At 66.5% G+C, this 25,873-nt stretch carries 22 protein-coding genes and 1 pseudogene; 16 read left to right on the top strand and 7 right to left on the bottom strand.

Going from position 1 to position 25,873, the window contains the following annotated elements; translation table 11 throughout:
* Positions 1 to 10: 10 nt before the first annotated feature.
* Positions 11 to 1,264, bottom strand: a complete 1,254-nt coding sequence (locus A6A40_RS18220) for a sarcosine oxidase subunit beta family protein (RefSeq protein ID WP_108547340.1) — start codon at positions 1,262 to 1,264, stop codon at positions 11 to 13.
* A gap of 114 nt (positions 1,265 to 1,378) precedes the next feature.
* Between A6A40_RS18220 and A6A40_RS18225 the strand changes: the two genes are divergently transcribed.
* From A6A40_RS18225 to A6A40_RS18245, 5 genes are all read left to right on the top strand, one after another.
* The gene (locus A6A40_RS18225; protein ID WP_108547341.1) at positions 1,379 to 2,407 is read left to right on the top strand and encodes a GlxA family transcriptional regulator; all 1,029 of its coding nucleotides are present in this window, start codon (positions 1,379 to 1,381) and stop codon (positions 2,405 to 2,407) included.
* A 178-nt stretch (positions 2,408 to 2,585) separates the two neighbouring features.
* Positions 2,586 to 3,116, top strand: a complete 531-nt coding sequence (locus A6A40_RS18230; protein WP_108548009.1) for a prolyl-tRNA synthetase associated domain-containing protein — start codon at positions 2,586 to 2,588, stop codon at positions 3,114 to 3,116.
* Between the two features lie 38 nt (positions 3,117 to 3,154).
* Entirely contained in the window at positions 3,155 to 4,018 is an 864-nt protein-coding gene (purU, locus tag A6A40_RS18235) for a formyltetrahydrofolate deformylase (protein ID WP_108547342.1), read from the top strand.
* A gap of 79 nt (positions 4,019 to 4,097) precedes the next feature.
* Positions 4,098 to 4,283, top strand: a complete 186-nt coding sequence (locus tag A6A40_RS18240) for a hypothetical protein (protein WP_108547343.1) — start codon at positions 4,098 to 4,100, stop codon at positions 4,281 to 4,283.
* Positions 4,284 to 4,470: 187 nt separating this feature from the next.
* The gene (locus A6A40_RS18245) at positions 4,471 to 5,712 is read left to right on the top strand and encodes an MFS transporter (RefSeq protein WP_108547344.1); all 1,242 of its coding nucleotides are present in this window, start codon (positions 4,471 to 4,473) and stop codon (positions 5,710 to 5,712) included.
* Between the two features lie 99 nt (positions 5,713 to 5,811).
* On the opposite strand, the gene fae is transcribed toward A6A40_RS18245, so the two are convergent.
* The 4 genes and pseudogenes from fae to A6A40_RS18260 all read right to left on the bottom strand — a co-directional run bounded on the left by fae (position 5,812) and on the right by A6A40_RS18260 (position 9,086).
* Positions 5,812 to 6,345 carry a formaldehyde-activating enzyme gene (fae, locus tag A6A40_RS18250; protein ID WP_108547345.1) on the bottom strand — a complete coding sequence of 178 codons (534 nt, stop codon included), beginning with the start codon at positions 6,343 to 6,345 and terminating at the stop codon, positions 5,812 to 5,814.
* 37 nt (positions 6,346 to 6,382) lie between these two features.
* Positions 6,383 to 6,781 carry a methyl-accepting chemotaxis protein gene (locus tag A6A40_RS30750; protein ID WP_335645199.1) on the bottom strand — a complete coding sequence of 133 codons (399 nt, stop codon included), beginning with the start codon at positions 6,779 to 6,781 and terminating at the stop codon, positions 6,383 to 6,385.
* Between the two features lie 29 nt (positions 6,782 to 6,810).
* A pseudogene (locus A6A40_RS31130) lies at positions 6,811 to 8,027 on the bottom strand (ATP-binding cassette domain-containing protein); the annotation flags it as partial.
* 168 nt (positions 8,028 to 8,195) lie between these two features.
* Positions 8,196 to 9,086: a glycine betaine ABC transporter substrate-binding protein gene (locus A6A40_RS18260; RefSeq protein WP_108547347.1), complete on the bottom strand. Its 891-nt coding sequence runs from the start codon at positions 9,084 to 9,086 to the stop codon at positions 8,196 to 8,198.
* 491 nt (positions 9,087 to 9,577) lie between these two features.
* Here A6A40_RS18260 and A6A40_RS18265 point away from each other — a divergent pair, with 491 nt between their 5' ends.
* From A6A40_RS18265 to pabB, 11 genes are all read left to right on the top strand, one after another.
* Complete coding sequence (locus A6A40_RS18265) at positions 9,578 to 10,858, top strand: aromatic ring-hydroxylating oxygenase subunit alpha (protein WP_108547348.1); 1,281 nt, start codon at positions 9,578 to 9,580, stop codon at positions 10,856 to 10,858.
* 75 nt (positions 10,859 to 10,933) lie between these two features.
* Complete coding sequence (locus tag A6A40_RS18270; RefSeq protein WP_108548010.1) at positions 10,934 to 12,052, top strand: FAD-binding oxidoreductase; 1,119 nt, start codon at positions 10,934 to 10,936, stop codon at positions 12,050 to 12,052.
* A 137-nt stretch (positions 12,053 to 12,189) separates the two neighbouring features.
* A complete protein-coding gene (locus tag A6A40_RS18275; protein WP_108548011.1) occupies positions 12,190 to 13,344 on the top strand; it encodes a GlxA family transcriptional regulator in 1,155 nt (384 codons plus the stop codon).
* 167 nt (positions 13,345 to 13,511) lie between these two features.
* Positions 13,512 to 15,557, top strand: a complete 2,046-nt coding sequence (locus tag A6A40_RS18280) for an NADH:flavin oxidoreductase (RefSeq protein ID WP_108547349.1) — start codon at positions 13,512 to 13,514, stop codon at positions 15,555 to 15,557.
* A 36-nt stretch (positions 15,558 to 15,593) separates the two neighbouring features.
* Entirely contained in the window at positions 15,594 to 17,519 is a 1,926-nt protein-coding gene (locus A6A40_RS18285) for a (Fe-S)-binding protein (protein ID WP_108547350.1), read from the top strand.
* The gene (locus tag A6A40_RS18290; protein ID WP_108547351.1) at positions 17,516 to 18,748 is read left to right on the top strand and encodes an electron transfer flavoprotein subunit alpha/FixB family protein; all 1,233 of its coding nucleotides are present in this window, start codon (positions 17,516 to 17,518) and stop codon (positions 18,746 to 18,748) included. The genes A6A40_RS18285 and A6A40_RS18290 overlap by 4 nt, the downstream gene beginning before the upstream one ends.
* A complete protein-coding gene (locus A6A40_RS18295) occupies positions 18,741 to 19,538 on the top strand; it encodes an electron transfer flavoprotein subunit beta (protein ID WP_236783880.1) in 798 nt (265 codons plus the stop codon). The genes A6A40_RS18290 and A6A40_RS18295 overlap by 8 nt, the downstream gene beginning before the upstream one ends.
* A 64-nt stretch (positions 19,539 to 19,602) precedes the next feature.
* Positions 19,603 to 20,886, top strand: a complete 1,284-nt coding sequence (proV, locus tag A6A40_RS18300) for a glycine betaine/L-proline ABC transporter ATP-binding protein ProV (protein ID WP_108547352.1) — start codon at positions 19,603 to 19,605, stop codon at positions 20,884 to 20,886.
* Positions 20,887 to 20,889: 3 nt separating this feature from the next.
* Positions 20,890 to 21,774, top strand: a complete 885-nt coding sequence (locus A6A40_RS18305; RefSeq protein WP_108547353.1) for an ABC transporter permease — start codon at positions 20,890 to 20,892, stop codon at positions 21,772 to 21,774.
* Between the two features lie 116 nt (positions 21,775 to 21,890).
* Complete coding sequence (locus A6A40_RS18310; protein ID WP_236783881.1) at positions 21,891 to 22,493, top strand: GNAT family N-acetyltransferase; 603 nt, start codon at positions 21,891 to 21,893, stop codon at positions 22,491 to 22,493.
* Between the two features lie 3 nt (positions 22,494 to 22,496).
* Complete coding sequence (pabB, locus tag A6A40_RS18315) at positions 22,497 to 23,963, top strand: aminodeoxychorismate synthase component I (RefSeq protein WP_108547355.1); 1,467 nt, start codon at positions 22,497 to 22,499, stop codon at positions 23,961 to 23,963.
* A 112-nt stretch (positions 23,964 to 24,075) separates the two neighbouring features.
* Here the strand turns inward: pabB and A6A40_RS18320 are convergent, their stop codons facing one another.
* Entirely contained in the window at positions 24,076 to 25,113 is a 1,038-nt protein-coding gene (locus A6A40_RS18320; RefSeq protein ID WP_236783950.1) for a haloacid dehalogenase-like hydrolase, read from the bottom strand.
* A 271-nt stretch (positions 25,114 to 25,384) separates the two neighbouring features.
* Positions 25,385 to 25,867, bottom strand: coding sequence for a GreA/GreB family elongation factor (locus tag A6A40_RS18325; RefSeq protein ID WP_108547357.1), 483 nt, complete (start codon positions 25,865 to 25,867; stop codon positions 25,385 to 25,387).
* Positions 25,868 to 25,873 lie beyond the last annotated feature (6 nt).

Raw genomic sequence — 25,873 nt, forward strand, 5'->3', positions numbered from 1 at the left:
GATCGTCTCCTCAATGCGCGACGGCGGCGGCGGCGGCCTCGTCGATCAGCCGGCCGGTCTTGAAGCGCTCCAGCGTGAAGGGCGCGTTGATCGGGTGCGGCTCGTCGCGGGCGATGGTGTGGGCGAAGACGTTGGCCGACCCCGGCGTCGCCTTGAAGCCGCCGGTTCCCCAGCCGCAATTGACGTACAGCCCCGGCACCGGCGTCTTGCCGATGATCGGCGAGCGGTCGGGCGTGACGTCGACGATGCCGCCCCATTTGCGCAGCATGCGCATGCGGTTGAAGATCGGGAAGACCTCGCAGATCGCGGCAACGGTATGTTCGATCAGCGGCAGCCCGCCGCGCTGGCTGTAGGAGGTGTACTGGTCGGTGCCCGACCCGATCACCAGCTCGCCCTTGTCGGACTGGCTGATATAGGCGTGCACGGTGTTGGACATCACCACGCAGGGGAAGGCCGGCTTGATCGGCTCCGACACCAGCGCCTGCAACGGATAGCTTTCCAGCGGCAGCCGGACGCCGGCAGTGTCCATCACCACCGAGGTGTTGCCGGCGGCCGACACCGCGACCTTATTCGCCTTGATGAAGCCGCGCGCCGTTTCCACACCCATGACGCGGCCGGAAGCGTCGCGGCGGATCGCGGTCACCGGGCAATTCTGGATGATGTCGACACCGCGCGCCGAGGCGGCCCGCGCATAGCCCCAGGCGACCGCATCGTGGCGGGCGGTGCCGCCGCGGCGCTGCAGCGCGGCTCCCATCACCGGATAGCGGGCGTTGGCGGCGATGTTCAGCGGCGGGCAGTATTCCTTGGCCTGCTCGGGCGTCAGCCACTCGTTGTCGATGCCGTTCAGGCGGTTGGAATGGATGTGGCGCTTGAAGCTCTGGATGTCATGGACCGTGTGCGCCAGCATCATCACGCCGCGCTGCGAGAACATGACGTTGTAGTTCAGCTCCTGGCTCAGCCCTTCCCACAGCTTCACCGCATGCTCGTACAAACGGGCGCTTTCGTCGTAGAGATAGTTGGAGCGGATGATGGTGGTGTTGCGGCCGGTGTTGCCGCCGCCGAGCCAGCCCTTTTCCACCACCGCGACATTGGTGATGCCGTGTTCCTTGGCGAGATAATAGGCCGCACCCAGACCATGCCCGCCCGCGCCGACGATCACGACGTCATATTCGGATTTCGGTTCGGCATCGGGCCATTGAGGCTGCCAGTTCTTGTTGCCGGTCAGCGCGTTGGTCAACAGCGAGGTAAGTGAGAAGCGGGTCATGGCAGCACCGCGAAGTTCAATGTGCTGACAGTATCGTGACGCGCCCCTTTGTTGGACAGGATGAATGCGACAGATTAATGTCACGGGTGCGACGATGTGTCCGCCGGAGATCACATGACGAACAGCATCAAGCCAAGCGCGGCCAGGGCGGCCGCGACCAGGGCCGGCCGGTACGCGGATCGTCCTGCGGCACCGCGCCTGTCCGTCGGCTTCATCCTAGCCCACCGTTTCACGCTGTGCGCCTTCGCGAATTTCGTCGACGTGCTGCGGCTCGCCGCCGACGAAGGCGACCGCAGCCGGCCGATCCTGTGCGACTGGGCCGTCCTGTCGGACCAGATGCGGCCGGTGGCGTCGAGTTGCGGCATGCTGGTGCAGCCGACCGAGCGGCTGGGTGACCCCATGAAGTTCGACTACATCGTCGTGATCGGCGGGCTGATCGACGAGATCTCCAACCTCAGCCCCGACTACATCCGCTATCTGCGTCAGGCGGCGGCATCGAAGATCCCGCTGGTGGGCGTCTGTACCGGTGCCTTCATCCTGCAACGGGCCGGGCTGATGGACGGATACCGCTGCTGCATCAGCTGGTTCCACCATGCCGATTTCCTGGAGCAGTTCGACGGCATCACACCGGTGTCCGACCAGATCTTCATCGTCGACCGCGACCGGTTGACCTGTTCGGGCGGGACCAGCTCGGCCCATCTCGCGGCTTATCTCGTCGAAAAGCATGTTGGACGGGCCCAGGCCCGCAAGAGCCTGCACATCATGATCATCGACGATGCGCTGCGCGGGGAGAAGCCGCAGCCGGGCATCCCGCTCGACTTCACCACGAACGACGAGGTGGTGCGGAAGGCGCTCCTGCTGATGCAGCAGAACATCGACGTGCCCTTGTCGGTGGCGGAGATGGCGCGCCGGCTTGGGGCCGCCCGGCGCCAGATGGAGCGGCATTTCCAGAACGCGCTGGGCATGACGCCAACCGAGGCCTACAGGATCATGCGGCTGGAACATGCCGAATTCCTGCTGCGCAACACCGAGCAGTCGGTGACGGAGATCGCAGCCGCCGTCGGCTTCTGCGATTCCTCGCATTTCGTCCGCGCCTTCAAGGAACGCCGCGGCATGACTCCCTCCGTCTTCCGCAAGGGCTGAGACCGCGGGACGGCTGTTTCATTCAACGCCGGCGACGCACCCGTACAATCGGCGGGTGGATCCCTTCGCCATGCTGTGTCCAACGGATCGTGGCGAGCACAGAGCATTGGCCATGCCCCCGACCAGCATTGCGGCAAGCCGCCCTCCGCGGCATGCCGGACAGACAAGGATGGCGAACATGCCCGACGACAACGAGACCATGCAGATGCATTGGCGTGAAGCCGGCATTCCCGAAGATCTGTGCCGGGAACTCGCCCTCGCGTCGACGCCGATGCGGCTGCACGCCCACCCGCCGGTGCGCACCGTCGCCGATGCCGAAGAGCACTGGCGCAGCGTTCCCGGTGTGCATACCAAGAATCTGCTGCTGAAGGATGCCAAGGGCGTTCTTTGGCTGGTCGTCCTGCCGCACGACCAGTCGGTGAACATGAAGGAACTGGCGCCGGTCATCGGCTCGGCCAAGCTGTCCTTCGCCTCGCCGGTCACGCTGGAGCAGGTGCTGTCCATCGAACCGGGCGGGGTGAGCCCGCTGGCCCTGGTGGCGGACAAGGAGCGCCGCGTCCGTCTGGTGCTGGAGCGCCGCGTTCTCGCCGGCGAGGTCGTCAATTTCCACCCGATGACGAACTGCGCGACTCTGTCGATGCATCCCGACGACCTGTCGGCGTTCTTGCGCCGGCTCGGGTACGAGCCGACGATCGTCGATCTCGCCTGACCTCATCCCCGGCCATTTCCTGCCGCGCGAGACCTGCGATGCGTTCCAATCGAAACCACTTCTACATGACCGTCAGCTGCCGGAGCCGGCCGGGGATCATCGCCGCCATTTCGACCTATCTGTCCGAGCGGAACTGCGACATCATCGAAAGCGCGCAGTTCGTCGATCACGACGGCGAGCATTTCTTCCTGCGGATGGCCTTCGACGTTCCGGAAACGATCCGAAGCGAGGCCGTTCTTCTTGAAGACCTGCAGCCGATCGTGGCGCGCTTCGGCATGACCCTGACCTTGCGGGATGCGCGCCGGCGGCCGAAGATCCTCATCATGGTGTCGAAGTTCGGCCATTGCCTGAATGACCTTCTCTACCGCCACAGCATCGGGGCGCTGCCCGTCGACATCGTCGGGGTCGTGTCGAACCACGACGCCTTCAAGTCGCTGGTCGGGTCGCATGGCATTCCCTTCCACCACCTCCCGGTCTCCCCCGGCAACAAGCTGGCGCAGGAAATCCGCCTGATGGAGATCGTGGAGACGAACGATGTCGAACTCGTCGTGCTCGCCCGCTACATGCAGGTCCTTTCGCAGACTCTCTGCCGACGGATGGCGGGGCGGGTCATCAACATCCACCACAGCTTCCTGCCCAGCTTCAAGGGCGCCAAGCCCTATCACCAGGCTTATGCGCGCGGCGTGAAGCTGATTGGCGCCACCGCGCACTACGTCACCGACGACCTCGACGAAGGACCGATCATCGAGCAGGAGGTGGCCCGCGTCGATCACTCCATGTCGCCCGACGATCTCGTCGCCATCGGCCGCGATGTCGAAAGCGTCGTCCTGGCCCGCGCCATCCGGCTGCACGTCGAGGCGCGCGTCATGCTGCACGACCACCGGGCCATCGTGCTGCGGTGAAGCCGGCAGCCGGTTCGCAGCGCTGCACAGCCGGCCGGCAGCCCGCCGGCCGCGTCTCATCCGAAGGAGTCCAAGGATCATGCAACTGATCGACGAAAAAGCCACCCAGGCCATTCGCCGGGCCTTCGCAGCGGGCGGCCTTGGCGCGGCGGTCCAGGAATTGCGCCGGTATGTCGTCATCGAGGATGAGCGCATGGCGCTCGCCACCGTCGAAGCATTCCTGGCCAGCGACCGCAACGGCGGTGCCGAAACGCAGGGCCGGTGACGGGGCGAATGCCGACCGAACCATCGGCGGAGCCGTCCGTCGCGGGCGCCATGATGCCGCACGCTCCACGTCCCCTCATGTCGACATGGACGCCGGCACCGCCCGGCCTGCAAACATCCAGTTCCCGCCCGGCCAGGAAACCCGATCCCGGCACGTCGCCGTCTTTCCTCCTTCTTCGGATCAAGCGATGTCCCTCATCCAACCCATCGTCCCGTTGCTCGTCGCAGTGTTCCTGATGATGGGGGGGATGGGAGCGCTGACATCCATCGTCAGCGTCCGCATGGATGCGGCGGGCGCCTCGCCCATCCTGCTCGGCGCCCTGACCGGCGCCTATTTTCTCGGGGTGACGATCGGATCGACACAGGCATACCGGCTCATCGGGCAGGTCGGTCATATCCGCGCCTTCAGCGCCTCCGCAACGGTTCTCGTCGCCGCAATCCTGGGACATAGCCTGGGCTCCGATGCCCCGGCCTGGATCGCTCTCCGGCTCGTCGAGGGCTGCTGCATGGCCGGCCTCTTCGTCTGCATCGAAAGCTGGCTGAACCAGAGCGCCACGTCCGCCACACGCGGGCAGGTCCTGGCTCTCTACATGATCGCCCTCTATGGCGCACAGGGGGCGGGCCAATATCTGATCGTCATCGAGGACCCGCACGGATTCCGGCAGTTCGTCCTGGTATCGATCCTGGTCGCCCTTGCCGTTCTGCCGGTTGCGCTGAGCCGCAAGGCCCCGCCCCTGATGCAGACGCTGGCGCCCATCCGCATCCGTCATCTTTACCACGCGAGCCCGCTGGGATTCGTCGGCACGGTGATCAGCGGACTGGTGGTCGGCTCCTTCTATGGGCTGGGTCCGGTCTATGTGCGGCACCTGGATTACGATCTCGGACAGTCGGCAACCTTCGTCAGCGCCGCCATCATCGGCGGCATGATCCTGCAGTGGCCGTTCGGGAAGCTGTCGGACCTGATCGACAGACGGCTGGTCCTGGTCGGACTGTTCGCCGCGCTGGTGATCGTCAGCATCGGCATGACCATGCTTCCGCAAAGTGGATTTGGCCCGCTGGTCGCCGGGGTCGCCCTGTTCGGCGGGATCATCTTCGCGATCTATCCGATCTGCGTCTCGCACACCAACGACTTCCTGACACCGGCCGAGATGGTGCCGGCGAGCGGCGGCATGGTGTTGGGGTTCTCGATGGGCGCCATCGCCGGCCCCTTCGTGGCGTCTCTGGTGATGTCGATGTTCGAACAGGATGGACTGTTCCTGTTCTCCGCGCTGGTGGCGACGCTTGCCCTGATCTTCGCGCTCTGGCGGATGACGGTCCGCCCCCCTGTCCCCTTGGATCGGCGCCTGCCCTTCCTTCCCCAGACACCGATCGCGGGGCCGTTGGACGGCGTGACGACGGGCGGCGAGGGGTCCGGTGGACGCGCTTTCTGACCTGTACCTCCCAGGGCAGGCGGCCGGAGGGGCGCGCCTGCCTGAAGAGGGAGAAAGAGCGTAAGGTCCGATGCCTCGGGCCTTACGCCCGGTAAAGACTCACTCCTGAGCATCCAACATGAAGTGCCGGACCTTGTGCCGGTTTTCGATCAGTTCCTCGATGGTGGGTTCATCGCGCATTGCCCGGCCGATGGCGATCTTGGTCGCTTCGTAATTGGTGCGATAGAGATCGGCACGGTCGAGGTTCGGATCGGTGGGACAGCGCGGGTCGATCCAGACCATCACCAGGATGCACAGGTCGTTGACGCGATCGCGCGGCAGCACGCCGTCAATGACGCAGTCCAGCACAGCGTCCGCCGTGGCGGCCTGGACGATCCCCCCGAACAGATCGACATAGGCGCTGGATTTCATGGTCACCTTGGACACCATCATGGTGGCCGGGCGAACCATCTGGTTGCAATCGCGCACCGCGAACATGCGGGTATGACCGGCGGTCTGCCCCATCATGGTGGCAAAGGCATGGCCGGCCGGACCGTCGACCGTGCCGATGACGATCTCCGGCATGGCATCGGTGAACTGGCCTTCCTTGGCGAACACGGTGGCCTCGCCGACGCGAAACAGAACATTGCTCATTGGATCGTTGCTCTCTTGCAAAGGGTGATGGTTCAGGTCATGCGGCACGGATGCCGTCCAGCAGCCGCTCGATGCTGCGGCGCAGCAATTCGGTCTGGCCGGCCAGATCCGCCGCCGCGCTCAGGACGTGCCGTGTGGCGCTTTCGGTGTCGCGGGCGCCGCTGGTGACATTCCGGGCGTTGCGGGCGACGACGCCAACCCCGGATGCCGCCTGGTCGATGCTGGAATGAATGGTGGCCGAGGCGGCGGCCTGCGCCTCCATCGACCGGGCGATGGCGAGCGAGATGGTGCTGATCTCCTCGATCACCGCCGTGATGCTCTGCAGGGCTTGGGCGGCGTTGCCGGTTGCGTCCTGCATCGTCTGGATACGGAACGAAACGTCCTGCGTCGCCTTCGCGGTCTGGCTGGCCAGCTGACGGACCTCCTGCGCCACCACCGCAAAGCCTTTGCCGGCCTCGCCGGCGNACGTTGCCGATGTCCTGGGCCGACTCCCGCAGGCTGTGCACCGACTGGTCCGCCTTGCGGGCCTGCTCGACCGCCGACAAGGCGATGCGGGCGGAATCGTCGATGCGCAGGCGGATCTCGTCCAGCGACCGAAAGGTGTCGTCGGCCAAGGCCGAGACCGACTGGACATTGCTTGCGATCTGCTCGGCGGCCACGACGGTCGAGGATGCCTGCTCGTTGGTGCGGTCGATGATGCCGGTCAACTGGCGCGCGGTGCCGTCGAGCGCACCCGCCGACGAATCCACCGTATCCAGACCCTCCATCGCCGTCCGTTCGAAATGGGAAATCAACTCCTCCAGGTGGGCCGCGCGCAGGCGCTGGCGCCGACTGGCCGCAATGTCCTGGAAGGCGGCCCGAACATGCTCGTTCGCTGGGGATTCGAGTATTTCGTCCGGAGTGCCGATCTGGGTGATGCGACCCGTTTCCATGAAGGCGATAAGGTCCGCCAGCCGCACCGCTTCCTCCGGTTCCTGGGTGGTGAGCAGAACGGTCGCGCGATGCGCCCGCTGCCATTCGAGGAATTCGGCCTCCAGCTCCTGCCGCAGGACAGGGTCGACTCCGGCAAACGGCACATCCATCAGCAATATCGATGGATCGCCCATCAGGGTCCGCGCCAGACCGATCCGCAGCCGAACCTCGAACGGCACCTCGTGCGGGAGCTGAGCGGCGACATGGCCCAGCCCGATGCGTGTCAGCACGGCAAGTGCCCGGTCCCGACGGTCGCGCCGGCGCAGACCGGCAACCTCAAGTCCGAAGGCGACATTGTCCAGAAGACTGCGATTCGGCATCAACGCCGCGGTGCCGAACGTCATCGCCATGGTGTCGCGGCGGACGGCCACCAGATCGGCCGGCGTCATCGCCCCCATGTCGCGCCCGTTCAGGAACACGGTCCCTCCGGTGGGTTCGACCAGACGGTTCAGCATGCGGATCAGGGTCGACTTGCCGGAATTGGACCGGCCCAGCAACGCCAGTATCTTGCCGGCCGGCAGGTCGAAGGAGACGCCGGCCACGGCCACCGACGCGCCGGTCTCCCGCCGGATGTCGGCGCGGTCCGCGCCGGCCCGCAGCATGGCCAGAGCCTGGGAGGGATTGCCGCCATACAGCTTGCATAATCCCTCAGCCGACAAGATCACGCTGCCGGTCGACGCGATGCCCTGCATGTGTTCTGACGAATCCATCTGCGTTCCCGATCATCGAGTGGCTGGGAGTGGCTGGAAGCGACTGAAGGCGGGAATGGCTGGAGACGGCCGTCCCTCACGCCCACACGTTCGGAACGGACCGCCTCCATGAACAGCGCAGGAAAGGGTGCGCAGCCGCCGCAAGGCCGGCGGTGGCGCGGCAACGGATCAGAGCTTGCCGGTGACCCAGTAATCGATGCGGGCCTTGTTGTTCTTGATGTAGTTGTCGACCGCCTTCTCATAGCTGGATTGGCGGGCTTCCTGCATCATCGCCTCCAGATCGCCGATCGGCAGGACCATGCGGTTCAGGAACTCGTACACGTCCGGGTGATCCTGGTAGAAGCCCTTCCGGACGATGGCGTTCACGCTCTCCAGGCCGCCCAAGGCACCCTTCGGATCCTCGATGTAGCGCAGCTTCCAGTTCGCGAACATCCAGTGCGGGCTCCAGCTCGTCACGACGATCCACTCGTTGCGCTTCATGGCGCGCTCCAGAGCGGCGAGCATCGCGGCATCGCTGGCCGACACCAGCTGCATTCCCTTCAGATCATAGGTCTTCAGAGCCTTCTCCGACGCCTGCATCAGCCCCGAACCCGGATCGATGCCCTGGATCTTGCCGCCCAACTGCTTCTGCACCTCCGGCTTCTTCAGGTCCTCGATGGATTTGACCTGATCGACGGGGATGTAGTCCGGCACGACCCAGCCCAGACGGGCGCGGGTGTAGAGCGGGCCGAGATCGACCACGTCCTTGCCGACCTTGTCGAGATAGGGCTTGTGGGTCAGCGGTTGCCAGGACATCAGCATGGCATCCAGCTTGCCGCTGGCGATGCCCTGATACTGGATGCCGATGTCGGCCATGGTCAGTTCGACCTTATAGCCGAACCGCTCCTCGATCACATGCTTGGCGAGCTTCGTCACCGCTTCGGCATCCGACCAGGCGGTCCAGCCGATGTTGATGGACTTCTCCGCCGCGTGCGCCTGGTTGGCGATCACACCGGTCCCAACACCGACCGTCACGGCCGCCGACAGCAGAATGCCCAAGGCTTTACCGAAGATTTTCATCAAGAAGCCTCCTATTATCGTTTGTTTGTTCGGATTGACCGGTCCGCCATGCGGAGACTTGTGCCGGGCGCGTGCAGGTTGCCCGGCAGATCGCTTCCGTCTTGCCGGTGGCCGTGATCGGACGATCGACAAACATCCAGCCTGCGGATGGTCGAAAACCGTCGCGGACCGAGGCGGAAGGCCGTTTCCAACTGATGCGAACCGTCGCACACATCAGTACCGATTGAGGAAGAATGCAGGCCCTGAAAGCAGAAAACCTTCATCAGAGCGGCAATTCGTATCGGATTTGCGACAGCCTTGCGCGGACCCCGCCCGGCGCAAAAAGACCGGACTGGCTGTCGGCCTTTTTAAAGTTGATGTCGCAATCCAGAACGCGGCGCGGTCCGGCCGGCTGCACGCTGTGCTCCGTGGAATCGAAAGAAGCACGGCCTTAGGAAGGTTGAAACGGTTCCACGAACAAACGGCCCCACTCCCGCAGAAGGTCAACCGTCATGCCGTCCGAGATCTCCATAGAAGCCCTGCTGACGCGCCGCAAGAAGGGGTACAGCCTGGAAGCCCCGTTCTACACAAGCGAGGACATTTTCAAGCTGGATATGGAGATCATCTTCGGCCGCCACTGGCTGCATGTGGGCGTCGAACCGGACGTGCCGGAACCGGGCGACGTGATGGTGGTGGATATCGGCAAGACGTCGGTCATCGTGATGCGAGATGACGACATGGAACTGCGCGCCTATCACAATGTCTGCCGCCATCGCGGAGCGCGCATCATCCTCAAGGAGAAGACCTCGGTCGGCAATCTGGTGTGCAGCTATCACCAGTGGACCTATGGCCAGGACGGCGAGCTTCTGTTCGCGGAGCACATGGGCAACGACTTCGACCGCAAATGCCGGAACCTGAAGAAGGTGCACATCCGGTCGGTCGGCGGCCTGATCTTCATCTGCCTGGCGGAGGAGGCCCCGGACGACATCGACCGCATGGCCGCGGCCATCGAGCCCTACATTCTCCCGCACGACCTGAAGAACTGCAAGGTCGCCAAGACGGTGGACCTGATCGAGAAGGGCAACTGGAAGCTCACGATGGAAAACAATCGTGAATGCTACCATTGCGTCGGCAACCACCCGGAACTGACCATCCCACTGTTCGAATACGGCTTCGGCTTCGCTCCCGACGGCACCAACCCGAAGCGGATGGAACACGCCGCCAAGTACGAAGCGCTGGTCCAGTCCTGCCACCTCGGCTGGGAAGCGGCCGGTTTCCCCAGCCGCGAGGTCGAACGCCTGACCGACGTCACCGGCTTCCGCACCGAACGCCTGCCGCTGGACGGCGCCGGCGAGGCCCATACCAAGGACACCCGCAGCGCCTCCCAGAAGTTGCTGGGCTCGATCACCGAGCGCAAGCTGGGCGCCCTGTCCTTCTGGACCCAGCCGAACTCGTGGAACCACTTCATGAGCGACCACGTCGTCACCTTCTCGGTGTTCCCGCTCGGTCCCGACCGCAACCTGCTGCGCACCCGCTGGCTTGTCCACAAGGATGCGGTGGAAGGCGTCGACTATGACCTGAACCGCCTGACCGAAGTGTGGGAGGCGACCAACCAGCAGGATGCCGATCTGGTCGAGATCTCGCACAACGGCGCCATCAGCCCCGCTTATGAGCCGGGCCCCTACTCGCCCTACACCGAACCTCTCGTCGAGAAGTTCACCGAATGGTATGTGAGCCGCATGTCCGAGCATCTGCTGGGCAAGCAGGCCGCGGTGGGCGTCGCCGCCGAATGACGCGATGCCAGGGCGGTCCCGGCCGGCAAGCCGCTGGGATCGCCCGTTGTTCACGGCTCAGGGAGAGAGATGACGATGCAGCAGGATGCGGCTCCGCCTCCGGTCCGGGACTGGGATCCCGAAATCGACGACACGCTGGTGTGCCGGGCGGTGCGGGACGAAACGCACGATGTGAAGACCTTCGTCTTCGCACCGCGGCACCCCTGCCAGTTCCGGTTCAAGCCGGGTCAGTTCATCACGCTGGAACTGTCCATCGGCGGCGAAACGGTCCATCGCAGCTACACCATCTCCTCCTCCGCCGCGCGGCCGAACCGGCTCTCCATCACCGTCAAGCGCGTGCCAGGCGGCCCGGTGTCCAACTGGCTGCACGACACCCTGAAGCCGGGAGACACCATCCGCGCGGTCGGTCCGCTCGGCGAGTTCACCCCCGGTGACTCCGTTGCTCCGCGCAAGTTCCTGTTCCTCTCCGGCGGCAGCGGCATCACTCCCCTGATGTCGATGACCCGGACCTTCGACGATCTGGGCGATGATCACGACATCGTCTTCGTCCACGCCGCCCGTACACCGGCCGACATCGTCTTCCGCCGCGAACTGGATGCGCTGACCGGTCCCGGCCGCCGTCTGCGCGTCGCCCATGTCTGCGAAGGGATCGGCACCGAGGCCCATTGGGCCGGCTTCACCGGCCGGCTGTCCCTGCCGATGCTGGGACTGATCGCTCCGGACTTCATGGAGCGGGAGGTCTATGTCTGCGGTCCCGGTCCCTTCATGAAGGCGGTGCGCAGCTTCCTGGAGGGGGGTGGCTTCGATATGGGCCGCTACCATCAGGAGAGCTTCAACTTCGAGGAACTGGCCGCGGAACTCGCCGCGCAAGACACCTCGGCCCAGGCGGCACCGGTCCAGGCCGCACCGGACGGCGGCATGCCGGCCACGGCCGGATTCCGCATCGAATTCACGAAGACCGGCAAGGTCTTCGCCTGCCCGCCCGACATGGCGGTGGCGGATGCCGCATCGGCTGCCGAGATCCGGGTTCCGACCTCCTGCTCCCGCGGGCTGTGCGGAACCTGCAAGACGAAGTTGATCTCCGGCACCGTGGAAATGAACCACACCGGCGGCATTCGCAAACGCGAGATCGACCAGGGGTTGATCCTGCTCTGCTGCAGCCGCCCCACCAGCGATCTGGTGATAGAGCGATAGAAGCATCGCCAGTGAATTGTCTTCCGGGTGCCGGCCACTGGGGCTAGCATTCGGGAAGACGAATCAGAATGCGATCGGACTGGGGCGATCAGACTGGAGCGATCAGACTGGGGCCGTCGGACTGGGAGGATGTCCTGGTGGGGAAGACAGTGGAATATCGCCGTTTCGGCGGTAGCGGTCCCGCCCCCCGGCAGGAGGAACGCGCGCTTTTGTCGGTCGGGTTCATCCTGACCAACAACTTCACCCTGACGGCGCTCGCCCCCTTCATCGACGCCCTGCGGCTGGCCGCCGACGAAGGAGACAGATCGCGGCAGATCCGTTGCCACTGGACCATCATCGGATCGCGGGCGGAACCGGTGATGTCCAGTTGCGGCATCGGCGTCGCCCGCTGGGAACCGCTGACCGATCCCCGCCGCTTCGACTATCTGGTCGTGGTGGGCGGGCTTCTGCACGCCGGCCCTCAGCTCGACGACGAGACGCTGGCCTATCTGCGCGCCGCGGCGTCCTACGGCGTGACCCTGGTCGGCGTGTGCACCGGCAGCTTCGTGCTGAGCCGCATCGGCCTGATGAAGAACCGGCGCTGCTGCGTCAGCTGGTACCACCATAGCGATTTCATCGAGGAATTCCCCGATCTGGTTCCGGTGGCCGACCAGCTTTACGTGGTGGACCGCGACCGAATCACCTGTTCGGGAGGCGCCGGGGTGGCGGATCTGGCCGCCTTCCTGATCGAGCGCCATCTGGGCCGCGCCACGGCGCAGAAAACCATGCATATCCTGCTGATCGACAAGGCGCGTCCCGCCAGCCAGTCGCAGCCACAGCCGCCGACGGTCATGGAGATCACCAACGACCGCGTCCGCCGCGCCCTGCTGCTGATGGAGCAGCACATCAGCGACCCCCTGTCGGTGGAAGAGATCGTCAGCCGCCTGAACGTCAGCACCCGGCAATTCGAACGGCTGTTCAGACTGGCCGTGGGCACCAGCCCGGCCACCTATTACCGCAGCCTGCGCCTGCGCTATGGCCACTGGCTGCTGCGCAACACCAAGCGCTCGGTCACCGCCATCGCGAACGAGGCCGGCTTCGCAGACTGCGCGCATTTCTCACGCCAGTTCCGGGAGCTGTTCGGCGTCCCGCCGTCGGAGGTGCGTCGCACCGGCGGACCGGATGTGGAGGCGGAGCCGCATTTTTCGCCTCTCGCCGCTTTCCGCCGCACCGACGGCGAGTCCCTGCTGCCAGACCGCCGCCTGTTCGAGGACCCCGCGCCGACTGTCAAGGACAGCGCACCGGTGGAGTGACGGGACGCGGATGCTCCGATTTCCCCGAAATTTCAGATGCTTGATTGCGCTGCGCCGCTCCATTCCGCCCCTGTCGCAAAAAGGTAATTCCCGGTCGCGGGGGGCAACGCGACAATGGCGGCGATGGTGAATTCTTGGCAGGCTCAATACTGGGGATCGTTCCTGCCATGTCCTCACCCGCCGAAGCCCTTCTGAAGCCTCTGCAGATCAAGCATCTGACGATCCGTAACCGCGTGATGAGCACGAGCCATGCGCCGGGCTACGGGTCCGAAGGCAAGCCAAAGGAACGCTACCAGCTCTACCATGAGGAAAAGGCCAAAGGCGGCATCGGTCTGACGATGTTCGGCGGCTCCTCCTCGGTCGCGGTGGACAGCCCGGCGGCTCCGTGGAATCAGATTTCCGTCGCCGACGACAGCGTCATTCCCTTCTTCCGCGAGTTCTCCGACCGGGTGCACCGCCATGGCGCAGCGCTGATGATCCAGCTGACCCACATGGGACGGCGCACCCGCTGGGACACCGAGAACTGGCTGCCCACCGTCTCCGCCTCGGCCGCCCGCGAGCCGGCACACCGCAACACGCCGAAGGAGATGGAGGATTTCGACTTCAAGCGGATCATCGCCGGCTATGCCGCAGCGGCCCGCCGCTGCAAGGAAGGCGGGCTGGACGGGTTCGAACTGTCGGCCGCCCACGGGCACCTGATCGACCAGTTCTGGAGCCCGTCGGTCAACCAGCGCACCGACAAGTATGGTGGCAGCCTGGAAAACCGCATGCGCTTCGGCATCGAGGTGTTCGAGGCGATCCGTGCCGAGGTCGGCGACGACTACGTCATCGGCATGCGCATGTCGGGCGACGAGCTGATCGACGACGGTCTCAGCCACGAGGACTGCATCGCCATCGCCCGGACCTATGCCGAACGCGGGCTGATCGATTTCGTGAATGTGCTGGGCGGACAGGCGCGCGATCATCTGGCGCATGCCATCTCGCTGCCCAACATGTCCTTCCCGGTGGCTCCCTTCCTGCATCTGGCCAGCGGCATCAAGCGCGAGGCGGGCATCCCGGTCTTCCATGCCCAGCGCGTGACCGACCTCGCCACCGCCGCCCGCGCAGTTGAGGAAGGCCATGTCGACATGGTCGCCATGACCCGCGCCCACATCGCCGACCCGCATCTGGTGCGCAAGCTGATGGAAGGCCGGCTGGACGATGTGCGCCAGTGTGTCGGCGCCGGCTATTGCATCGACCGCATCTATGTCGGCGGCGACGCGCTGTGCATCCAGAACGCCGCGACGGGCCGCGAGCGCACGATGCCGCATGTGATCCCGAAGGCGGAGCGCAAGCGCCGCGTCGTCGTGGTCGGCGGCGGGCCCGGCGGCCTGGAAGCCGCCCGCGTCTGTGCCGAGCGCGGCCATTCCGTCGTGCTGCTGGAACGCAACGCCGCTCCCGGCGGCCAGATCGGCATCGCCGCCAAGGCGACCTGGCGCGAGGCGATGAGCGGCATCACCCGCTGGCTGTCGCAGCAGGTCACCAAGCTGGGCGTCGACGTGCGCCTTGGGGTCGAGGCCGACAGCGCCACCGTCGAGGCCGAGAAGCCCGACGTCGTGATCCTCGCCACCGGCGGCCGTCCGAACCGCGGCGACTTCAAGGGCGCCGATCTGGCGGTGTCGACCTGGGATGTCCTGACGGGAGCGGTGGAACCGACAGGAACCGTGCTGATGTATGACGGCACCGGCCAGCATCATGGCGCGTCCTGCGCTGAATTCATGGCCAAGCGCGGTGCGCTGGTGGAGATCGCCACCCCCGATCGCATGGTCGCGGAGGAGGTCGGCACCACCAACCAGCCGATCCACCTGCGCGAACTGTACAAGCTGAACGTGGTGATGACCACCAACCACCAGCTCGTGGAAATCTACCAGGAGGGCAACCGGCGCGTCGCCGTCCTGCGCAACGAGTACACCCACGAGGAGGAGGAGCGGCTGGTCGATCAGATCGTGGTGGAACTGGGCACCCTGCCCAACGACGGCCTCTATTTCGATCTCAAGGAGCGGTCGCTGAACCGCGGCGAAACCGATCTCGACAGCCTGATCGCCGGGCGGCCGCAGCCGGTTCAGGCCAACGGCCATGGCGGCTACACGCTGCATCGCATCGGCGACGCGGTGGCCGGCCGCAACATCCACGCCGCGATCTACGACGCCGCACGTCTTTGCAAGGACATCTGAGACCTCTGCCCCGCCAAGCGACAGGAGCCGTTCGACGTGATCGCCACCGCTCTTACAACCGTCGTCCTTGCCGTGCTCGTCATCGGCGCGGCATTGGCCGCCTGGCAGTCGCGCCGATGGCTGGCCGGCCGGCCGGCCGCGGTCGGTGTGGTCGCCGGACTGCGCGCCCTGCCCGGCCGCTATCTGGTGGATGTCCACCAGGTGGTGGGGCGGACGCCGTTCAACGCCCGGTTCCACGCCCTGGCGGCCGGCGGTTTTCTTGCGGCGGTCGGGTTGCTGGTGGCGATGGCCGTCGGCCTCGCCGGCTGGCGCATCGTCTGGCTGCTTCTGGCGGTCGTGCTGGCGGCGATGCTGGCGGGTTCCCTGATGGTCTGGCATCGCCGCCGGGTCGTCCGTCCGCGTGAGCTGTCGCAGGGCCGTTTCGCCCGTCTTCCCGTCTCTCTTCTGGGGTTTTCCGGCTCCCTGCTGGCGGTGTCCCTCGATCAGGCGCTTGGCGGCGTCATGCCGGAGGTGCTGGCCCTGCTCCTCGTCGCGATTGCCGGACTGGCGATGGCCGATCTGGTTTGGGGCGTGTGGAAGGGGCCGCTGAAGCACGCGGTGCATGGGGCGCTGCATCTGGCCTTCCACCCGCGTCCGGCCCGCTTCCACGATGGCAAGGGCCGCGACACCGGACTGAAGCCGCTGGCGCTCGCTCCGCAGCAGGATGCCGGCACCGTGGAGCCGGGAGCGCTGGGCGTGGAGCGCCCCGTCGATTTCGCCTGGAACCGGCTGCTCGGCTTCGATGCCTGCGTCCAGTGCGGGCGCTGCGAGACGGCTTGCCCCGCCTATGCCGCCGGCCTGCCGTTGAACCCGAAAAAGCTGGTGCAGGATCTGGTCATCGCCATGGACGGGCAGGCCAGCGACGCCGCCTATGCCGGCAATCCCCATCCCGGCCGCGGCGTCGGCAAGGCCCATGGCGGGGCGGCGCTGCCGCTGATCGGGCCGGACGCGATGATCCATCCCGACACGCTGTGGTCCTGCACCACATGCCGCGCCTGCGTGCAGGAATGCCCGATGATGATCGAGCATGTGGACGCCGTGGTGGATCTCCGCCGCTTCCAGACGCTGGAGCTGGGGGCCACCCCCGGCAAGGCTGCAGGCATGCTGGAGGAGCTGCGCGCCACCGACAATCCCGGCGGCCGCGCCCTGGCCCGGCGTTGGGACTGGGCAGCCGACCTGTCGCTGCCCCGGCTGCCGGCCGGCGGGTCCTGCGACACGCTGCTGTGGGTGGGTGACGGCGCCTTCGACCTGCGGGTCCAGCGCTCGCTGCGGGCTCTGGTGGTGGTGCTGCGCCGTGCCGGTGTTGACTTCGCCGTTCTCGGCGACGAGGAGCTGGATTGCGGCGATGTCGCCCGCCGGCTGGGCGACGAGGCGACTTTCCAGTCGCTGGCGACCCGCAACGTGGCGACCTTGAACTCCCGCCGCTTCGCCCGGATCGTCACCGCCGATCCCCACGCGCTGCACACGCTGCGCAATGAATATCCGGCCTTCGGCGGCAATTGGGCCGTGGTCCACCACACCGCGCTGCTATTGGAGTTGATCAGCGGCGGCGCGTTGACGGTGACCAAGCCGGTCGGACGCAGCGTCACCTTCCATGACCCCTGCTATCTCGGCCGCTACAACGGCGAGATCGAGGCACCGCGCGCCCTGCTGGACGCCATCGGGGTGCAGCGCCGGGAGATGTTGCGGTCCGGCCTGCGGTCGAGCTGCTGCGGTGGCGGCGGCGGCGCCCCGCTGACCGACGTGTCGGGCGAACGCCGCATTCCCGACGTCCGCATGGAACATGTCCGGGAGACCGGCGCCTCGATGGTCGCCGTCGCCTGCCCCAACTGCGCCCTGATGCTGGAGGGCGTCGTCGGTCCCCGACCGGACGTGGCGGAAATCGCCGAATTGGTGCTCGCCGCGACGGAGACCGCCCGATGAGCCAACACACCACCATTCGCCGCCGTGTCGATCCCCGTGCCGAGCGCGCCGCCCGCACGGTCCTCAACGGCCCGCGCCTGCGCCTGCTGCACCAGCCGGTCGCCACCGCGACGAACGAACGCCGCCGCGATCCTCGCGCCATCCGCGACGCGGCCCTGGTCCAGCGCCTGCCCCGCCCACGCTACGACTGGGCTCGCGACGCGGCCTCGGCCGGAACCGTTGCTGCGACCGGCCACGCCGTCGCCGCCGCACCGTCGATCCCGCTGCAGGTGATCGCCGAGCCGGCCTATCTGATCCTCGCCATGCTCGACCGCCCCGGCGGCGAGGTGAGCGAGCATGACCGGCAGGTGATCGCCGCCGCCCGTCTGCTGGCCGATGCAGGAGGCGGTGCGGTCGTCACCGTCTCCACCGGTCGCGGGGACGTGCTGGCCGAAGCCGGGTCCGACCGCCATGTCGCCCTGCCCGATGGCTGGGCCCACGATTACGTGCCGGAGCGCCGGGCCGCCGCCGCCTCGGCGCTGATGATGGAACTGTCTCCCCGCCACATCCTGTTCCCGGACAGCCCGGACGGCGGCGACGTCGCGCGGCGGGTCGCCGCAGCGGCGGGAGAGCGGCTGTTCACCGGTGTGCAGAGCCTCGGTCCGGACCGGGCGACGCGCCAGTCGGCCGGCGGGTCGCTGGAGACCGGACACCGCCTCACCCGGCTGATGACGGTCGCGGCTGATGCCTTCGCCCCGCTCGACGGCGTGCGCCATGAAGCCCGGCCGCTCGATCCCGACGCCCCGGTCATCGCCGGCGAGGAGATCCTGCCCCGCCTGGGCGGCGCCCGCCGTCTGGCCGTCGATCCCGACGCCCTGTCGCTGTCGGAAACCGACTTCATCCTCAGCGCCGGCAACGGCGTGACCGACTGGCAGAGCTTCGCCGAACTGGGCGAGGCGCTGGGCGCCACCCGCGCCGGCAGCCGTGTGGTGTGCGACGCCGGCCATCTGCCGCGCGAACGGCAGGTTGGCGCCTCCGGCACGGTGGTCAGCGCGCGCAGCTATGTCGCCTTCGGCATCGCCGGCGCGCCGCAGCATCTTCAGGGCATCGCCGGCGTCCGCCATGTGATCGCCATCAACACCGACCTTCACGCCGAGATGATCAAGCGGGCCGACCTGTCCATCGTCGCCGATGCGCAAGCCGTCATGCCCGCCCTGATCCGGCTCATCCGGGAGCGCCGCCATGGCTGATTTCTCCACGATGGGCGTCGCCGTCCTGCTGTCCATCGGCCGCCATCCGGTTTCCGGCCGCGCCCGGCGCGCCGCCACCGACGCGCAGGCGCTGGAGATGGCTCTTGCGCTGCGTCCGCGCCGTCTGACGGCGATCCATGCCGGGCCACCCGCCAATGCCGAGGCCCTGCGCGGCTATCTCGGCATGGGGCTGGAGCGGTTGACCCTGCTGGTCCTGCCGGAGGGATCTGATCCGGTCGAACCGCTGATCGGCCACCTGCGCGAGTTCGACCCGTCGCTGATCCTGACCGGTCGGCAGGCGGAGGACGGCGAGGGCAGCGGCATGCTGCCTTATCTGATCGCCCGCGGCCTCGATGCGGCCGTCGTTCCCGATGTGGTGCGGATCGGCCCTGCCGATGGACCGGACTCCATGCCAGGCGCCACGAACCTCATTCAGGCGCTGCCGCGCGGACAGCGGCGGTCATTGACCGCGGCCGGCCGCCTCATCGCCACCATCCATCCTTCCGCCCCGCCCGCCCGCTCCTCTGCCTTCGGTCCGGCCCGGCGGGGCGTCATCGAGCCGGTGGCGGCCCAGGCGACCGCCGACCTCTTCCTGTCGGACTGCGAACATCGGCCATGGCGTCCAAAGCCCAAGCTGATGCGCGTGAAGCGCGGCGGCTCGGCGCTGGACCGGCTCAAGGCGGCGACCGAGAGCAAGAGCGGAAAAGGCCAATTGCTGGTCAACCCGACACCTGAAGCGGGAGCGCTGGCCATTTACGACAGCCTAGTCGAACAGGGAATGCTTCCATGAACATGCACCACGATCCTCTCAGTCCCACGGGCCACGCTGTCGCGCAATCAGGGGGGACCTGTCGATGAACACGATGATGCGAAGCGCGGTTTCGGTCGGCGCTCCGGCCAATCTGGGCTTTCCCCGCGGAGCCGCCAGGACGAGCATCGGCGAGGACGCGGCGGTCCGCCTCGAAGTGCGGAATGTCTACAAGGTCTTTTCCGCCGATCCGAAACCCGCGCTGTCGATGCTGCGCCAGGGCGCCAGCAAGGCGGAGGTTCTGGAAAAGCTGAACGTCAATGTCGGTGTCCTCGACGCGAGCTTCCAGGTCCGCGCCGGCGAAATCTTCGTCATCATGGGTCTGTCGGGATCCGGCAAGTCCACCATGATCCGCCTGCTGAACCGGCTGATCGAACCCAGCAGCGGCGAGATCCTGCTCGACGGCAAGGACCTGGTCAGCATGTCCAAGGCCGAGCTGATCCAGGCCCGCCGCCGCAACATGGGCATGGTCTTCCAGTCCTTCGCCCTGATGCCGCATCTGAGCGCGCTGGACAACGCCGCCTTCGGTCTGGAGATCTCCGGCGCATCCAAGGCGGACCGCCACAAGGCGGCGCAGCAGGCGCTGGAACAGGTGGGCCTTGGCTCCTACTCCCACCGCTATCCGCGCGAAATGTCCGGCGGCATGCAGCAGCGCGTCGGCCTCGCCCGTGCGCTGGCCAACGACCCCACCATCCTGCTGATGGATGAGGCCTTCTCCGCCCTCGACCCGCTGATCCGCACCGAGATGCAGGACGAGTTGCTGCGCCTGCAGCGCGAGCACCAGCGCACCATCGTCTTCATCTCCCACGACCTTGACGAGGCGATGCGCATCGGCGACCGCATCGCCATCATGGAAGGCGGCCGCATCGTGCAGGTCGGGACGCCCTACGAGATCCTCAGCCGTCCGGCCGACGACTATGTCCGCTCCTTCTTCCGCAATGTCGATGCCTCCAAAGTGCTCCGCGCCGGCGACGTGGCGCGGTACGAAGCGACCAACACGGTCATCCGCCTGCCCGGCGAACTGACGCCCGCCCTGCAGCAACTGCGGGAGAACCATCATAATTTCGGCTATGTCCGTACGCAGGACGGCCGCTTCGAAGGCGTCGTCTCGCAAGCGACGCTGGAACGCGAGCTGAGGGGGCCGCAGCCCCGCTTCGTCAACGCCTTCATGCCGGACGTCCGCACCGTCAACGCCGCGACGCCCATCCACTCCCTGCTCGCCCTCGTGGCCGACACCGAATGGCCGGTGCCCGTCGTCGATGACGACGGCAACTTCCTCGGCGCCATCTCGCGCGCTCTCATGCTCCACACCATGGTTCGGGGGGATTGACCGATGGACTTCGAAATCAGAATCGGCAAATGGGTCGAGCAACTGGTCGGCTTCATGCTCGACAATTTCCAGTCGACCTTCGATGCGATCTCGACGGTGGTGAACGGCTTCGGCGGCGCCATCGACTTCGTGCTGGTCGGGGCGCCCTCCTGGCTGCTGATCGGGCTGATCGTCGCGACGTCGCTTTGGCGCATCGGTGCCGGCTTCGCCGTCTTCACGGCCGCAGCGCTGCTGCTGATCTCCGGTATGGGTCTGTGGACGGAAACCGCCTCCACCCTTGGCCTGGTCCTGACCTCCACCCTGCTCTGTCTGCTGATCGGCGTGCCGCTGGGCATCTGGATGGCGCGCAGCCGCGTGGTCGAGAGCATCGTCCGCACCACGCTGGACTTCATGCAGACCATGCCGGCCTTCGTCTATCTGATCCCGGCAGTGATGTTCTTCGGCCTGGGCCGGGTGCCGGGCATCCTCGCCACCGTGATCTTCGCCATGCCCCCGGCCGTGCGCCTGACCGCACTCGGCATCCAGCAGGTGCCGGGCGAGATCGTCGAGGCCGGCAAGGCCTTCGGCTGCCATGACCGCCAGCTCCTGTTCAAGGTGCAACTTCCGAACGCCCTGCCGTCGATCATGGCCGGCGTGAACCAGACCATGATGATGGCGCTGTCCATGATCGTCATCGCGTCGATGATCGGCGCCGGCGGCCTCGGCAACGTGGTGCTGCAGGGCATCCAGCGCCTGGACATCGCGCTTGGCTTCGAAAGCGGGCTCAGCGTCGTTCTGCTGGCTATCATCCTCGACCGCATCACCCAGAGCTTCGGCCAGACCGCCATCGCTCCGCGCCCGGCACGCTTCGCGTTCCTGCGGCGGTTCCTGCCGGTGCCGGCACGGTGAGCGCGGGGGCTCTCCCGGAAGGGGGCTTCGCCGCCGCTCTTCCGGCGCGGCCCGTTCCATCCCGCGGGCGGCCGCCGCATGGCGATACGCAGTCGGGCAATACACAGTCATGCGAGATGCGGATCGAACGGCTGACCGCCGCCGCCCTGGCCGACCGGCTGGAGGAACTGGCGGTCCTGCGGCTTGCGGTGCTTGGCGAGTTTCCGTTTCTCTACTCAGGATCGGCTGCGTACGAGGAGCGCTATCTCTCCGATCTCGGCAATCTGTCGGGCGGCCTCATCCTGGCCGCCTTCGAGCGCGACCGGATGATCGCCGCCGCCACCGGCGCTCCGCTCGATCGGGAACTGGACGCCTTGCGCGATCCCTTCACCCATGCGGGCCTCGACCCCCGTTCGATCTTCTATTTCGGCGAGGTGGTGGTCCTGCCCTCCCATCGTGGACAAGGAGTGGGAACCGCCCTGCTCGAGATCGGCGAATCCCATGTCCGGCAGGCCGATCGCTTCGCAACCTCCGCCTTCGGCGAGATCGTGCGCTCCACTGACCACCCCCGCCGCCCGAAGACCTACCGGATGCCCGATGCCGCATGGCGGCGGCTGGGCTACCGTCTGGTGCCGGACATCGGCGGCGCTCTATCGTGGTGCGATGCCGGCGACAGGGAGGAGACCGCCAAACCCCTTCGTTTCTGGATAAAATCCCTCATCCCCAGCATCGGAGCATGACGCATGCCGCAGGACGGTCTGCTTCTCGACCTTCCGGCTAGGGACTTTCCCTCCGGGTGCAGTCCGGGCGACGATTGTCCCCTGCTGGTCCGAGAGATTCCCTACCGCGACCCGGTCACAGCCTTCGCTCCCTGGGCAGGCCAGCCCTTCGCCACCCTTCTGCACAGTGCCGCGGAGGCTGGCGGCCGCGGTCGTTGGAGCATCCTCGCCGTCGAGCCCTTCCGCGCAATCCTGTCGCACGGCGGCTCCGTCACGGTGGACGGCCATGAGGTCGCCGGCGATCCCTTCACCGTGCTGGAACAGCAGCTGGCGGCCAGCCGCCAGAGCATTCCGCCCGACCTGCCGGTTCCCTTCGCCGGCGGCGCCGTCGGCTTCCTCGGCTATGAACTGGGGCAGGTGCTGGAGCGGCTGCCGGCACGCCATGACGACGACACCGGCCTGCCCGACATGGCCTTCGGTTTGTACGACACCGTCATCGTCTTCGATGAACTCGATCGGCGCGGCTGGATCCTGTCCAACGGCTTTCCCGAGACCACCCCGGTCCGGCGCCGCCTCCGCGCTGCCGACCGCCTGCAGTCGGTCGCGGACCGCCTGGAAACGGCGCCCGACGCCCTGCCGCCGCCCCACGCCGCCACCGCCGTCTGGCGGCCGGAGATCGCGCGCGACGATTATTGCCGCCGGGTCGAGCAGGTGCTGGAGTACATCCGCGCCGGCGACATCTTCCAGGCCAACTTCACCGGGCGTTTCCTGGCCGACCGGCCGGCGGGGCTGTCGGTGTTCGACCTGTACCGCCGCCTGCTGGCGCTCAGCCCCGCCCCCTTCGCAGCCTGCCTGTCGCTGCCCGGCGGGGCCGGTCTGGCCAGCGCCTCGCCCGAGCGCTTCATCCGGCTCCATGCCGACGGACGCATGGAAACCCGCCCGATCAAGGGGACCCGCCCGCGCGGCGCCGATGCAGAGGAAGACGACGCCCTGGCCCGCGAGCTCGAAGGCAGCGTCAAGGATCGGGCCGAGAATCTGATGATCACCGATCTGCTGCGCAACGACATCGGCCGCGTGGCGCGCATCGGCAGCGTCAAGGTGCCAGTCCTGTGCGGGGTGGAGCGTTTCGCCTCCGTCCATCATCTGGTGTCGGTGATCGAGGGGCGGCTGAGGCCGGGCCTGGGTCCGGTCGACCTGCTGCGCGCCACCTTCCCCGGCGGTTCGATCACCGGCGCGCCCAAGATCCGCGCCATGGAGATCATCGACGAGCTGGAGGACTCGCGGCGCGGCGCCTATTGCGGGTCGGTCGCCTGGATCGGCTTCGACGGGGCGATGGACAGCAGCATCGTCATCCGCACCCTGACGGTCACGCCCAACCACGTCATCGCCCAGGCCGGCGGCGGCATCGTCGCCGACTCCGATCCTGCCGGCGAGCATGATGAGATGATGGTGAAAATCCGCCCGCAGCTGCGCGCGCTGGACGGCGGTTGAGAGATTGCGGCCCGACGCCAGGATGACGACAGAGCGGTCGATGCAAGGCCCCAGCCGCGTTTACGGCCGGGGCCCTCATGTTTTCAGGGAATGCTGACGAAAGCCGCCGGCGTCACTGGATATCGTTCGGCTGCACGACGACCCAGTTCCGGTCGGCGAGAACCGGCAGATTCTGTGCGGCCTGCCCGGCCGCGGCCGCTTCCCACATATGCTTGATCTGTTTCATATATTTGTCCTTGCGGTTGACCCAGACCCGCAAGCCGCCATTCGCCGCATCGGTGGAATGGAGCAGCATGTAGCCATCGCTGGTCGGGGTGTCCCCCGCCACCAGCACCGGCTTCTTCCACTGGTCGATGTAGGTGAGGATCGCCGCGTGCTTGCCGGCGAACCAGGTCAGCGGCGCCCAAAGATAGGTGCCGAGTTCCAGGTCCATCGTCTTGGCCCAATCGTATTTTCCCTCGGCGATCAGCTTGCGCGCCGTGGTCACTTCGCCGGTGGCGCGGTTCTTCAGCAGCATGGTGACGCCGATGACGTTTTGCGGCTTGATGTTGTAGCCGTATTTCGGATCGGAGACGACCATGCGGACCAGCTCCTCGCTGGCGGCGGTCATCACGTAGACCTCGATCCCGTTGGCGGTCAGGTGGTTCACCAGTTCCTGCTGGCCGGTGTAGAATTTTGGCGGGCTGATCTCGACCGTCTTGACCGCATCGCCTTCGTAATAGGTGGCGGGGATCGGCTTGCCGTCGGCCAGCATCTCGTCGATGAAGCCCTTCAACTGGGCCAAGGTGAAGCCGGAGAAGATCTGCGCCACCCACGGATAGCACACCTGATCATCGATCTCGCACAGCCGGTAATAGTAGCTATTGAGGCTTTCCTTATGCCCGTTCACGTCCTTGAACGGGATGATCTTCAAGGACGGGTCCATGCTCTCGCGCGACAGCACCCCCTTGCGCTCCAGATAAGGCAGCAACGATTCTTCAAGGTCGTAGCGGTAGAGCGTGTTGTCGGCGTCGAACACCGCATAAGCGCCCTTGCCGGCATTGGCCGACACCAGCGTCTTGAGACTCGACGCCGCCGCTTCGGGCCAATGTGCGAGCGGCTGAGGGGATGCCGATTGAGCCATGGCGGCGACCGGAGCGATGGCGACCATGCCCGAAAGCAAAATGGACCGGAGAAACGTCTTCATCTGCGCTCCTTCTTTCCCTGTTTAAAGACGCGATTTTTCGAGACCGGAATCACTGTTTTGGAGTGCTTCCGTCCGCTCCGGTTACTTTCCGGAATTATATAGGATATCCAGATATGATACGCAGACTATGACAGATTTATTACACATCATCAATGGAACTAATTTCTGAAACTGTCGCTTATTGGCATGAGTTTGTCGTCAATACTGCAGAATTTCTTGAAACACCCTTTATCGCTCAACCCGGCGAGACCGAGCGGATGGTCAGCGGCAGCGCGCCATCCCGGCGCGGCCACTCCACCAGATCGCCGACCCGTCCGCCGACCAGTGCCTCACCCAACGGGGACTGCCAGCTGATGCGGCCGGCAGCGGGATCGGCCTCCTCGCCACCCACCAGAGCGAACGTCCATCGGCGTCCGTTCTCATCCTCGGCGACGACGACGGAGCCGAACCCGGCCTCCTCCACCGAACCGGCCGGGCGGACGACCACGGCGGCGGCCAGACGGGCGCGGAGCAGGTCGACGCGCCGCTTGGCGCTGCTCGTCGCCTGCCGGTCCTCCGGCGCATCGGAGCCGCGCAGTTTCGCGATCTCCGCATCGGCAGCGGCGAGTTCCGACTGCCAGGCGGCGACGGTGGCGGCGGACACATGCAGGGGGCCGGCGACCTGCGGCAGCGGCCCTTCGGTTTCGGCGTCGCTTTCCTTGACGAAGGCGCGGCTCATGTCTGC

This window comes from Azospirillum humicireducens, from assembly GCF_001639105.2.
Taxonomy (GTDB): domain Bacteria; phylum Pseudomonadota; class Alphaproteobacteria; order Azospirillales; family Azospirillaceae; genus Azospirillum; species Azospirillum humicireducens.

Excerpts from the sequence above, each read along its gene's own strand:
- A6A40_RS18220 (WP_108547340.1), bottom strand. The coding sequence starts at position 1,264 with ATGACCCGCTTCTCACTTACCTCGCTGTTGACCAACGCGCTGACCGGC.
- A6A40_RS18225 (WP_108547341.1), top strand. The coding sequence starts at position 1,379 with ATGACGAACAGCATCAAGCCAAGCGCGGCCAGGGCGGCCGCGACCAGG.
- A6A40_RS18230 (WP_108548009.1), top strand. The coding sequence starts at position 2,586 with ATGCCCGACGACAACGAGACCATGCAGATGCATTGGCGTGAAGCCGGC.
- purU (WP_108547342.1), top strand. The coding sequence starts at position 3,155 with ATGCGTTCCAATCGAAACCACTTCTACATGACCGTCAGCTGCCGGAGC.
- A6A40_RS18240 (WP_108547343.1), top strand. The coding sequence starts at position 4,098 with ATGCAACTGATCGACGAAAAAGCCACCCAGGCCATTCGCCGGGCCTTC.
- A6A40_RS18245 (WP_108547344.1), top strand. The coding sequence starts at position 4,471 with ATGTCCCTCATCCAACCCATCGTCCCGTTGCTCGTCGCAGTGTTCCTG.
- fae (WP_108547345.1), bottom strand. The coding sequence starts at position 6,345 with ATGAGCAATGTTCTGTTTCGCGTCGGCGAGGCCACCGTGTTCGCCAAG.
- A6A40_RS18260 (WP_108547347.1), bottom strand. The coding sequence starts at position 9,086 with ATGAAAATCTTCGGTAAAGCCTTGGGCATTCTGCTGTCGGCGGCCGTG.
- A6A40_RS18265 (WP_108547348.1), top strand. The coding sequence starts at position 9,578 with ATGCCGTCCGAGATCTCCATAGAAGCCCTGCTGACGCGCCGCAAGAAG.
- A6A40_RS18270 (WP_108548010.1), top strand. The coding sequence starts at position 10,934 with ATGCAGCAGGATGCGGCTCCGCCTCCGGTCCGGGACTGGGATCCCGAA.
- A6A40_RS18280 (WP_108547349.1), top strand. The coding sequence starts at position 13,512 with ATGTCCTCACCCGCCGAAGCCCTTCTGAAGCCTCTGCAGATCAAGCAT.
- A6A40_RS18290 (WP_108547351.1), top strand. The coding sequence starts at position 17,516 with ATGAGCCAACACACCACCATTCGCCGCCGTGTCGATCCCCGTGCCGAG.
- A6A40_RS18295 (WP_236783880.1), top strand. The coding sequence starts at position 18,741 with ATGGCTGATTTCTCCACGATGGGCGTCGCCGTCCTGCTGTCCATCGGC.
- proV (WP_108547352.1), top strand. The coding sequence starts at position 19,603 with ATGAACACGATGATGCGAAGCGCGGTTTCGGTCGGCGCTCCGGCCAAT.
- A6A40_RS18305 (WP_108547353.1), top strand. The coding sequence starts at position 20,890 with ATGGACTTCGAAATCAGAATCGGCAAATGGGTCGAGCAACTGGTCGGC.
- A6A40_RS18310 (WP_236783881.1), top strand. The coding sequence starts at position 21,891 with ATGCGGATCGAACGGCTGACCGCCGCCGCCCTGGCCGACCGGCTGGAG.
- pabB (WP_108547355.1), top strand. The coding sequence starts at position 22,497 with ATGCCGCAGGACGGTCTGCTTCTCGACCTTCCGGCTAGGGACTTTCCC.
- A6A40_RS18320 (WP_236783950.1), bottom strand. The coding sequence starts at position 25,113 with ATGGTCGCCATCGCTCCGGTCGCCGCCATGGCTCAATCGGCATCCCCT.
- A6A40_RS18325 (WP_108547357.1), bottom strand. The coding sequence starts at position 25,867 with ATGAGCCGCGCCTTCGTCAAGGAAAGCGACGCCGAAACCGAAGGGCCG.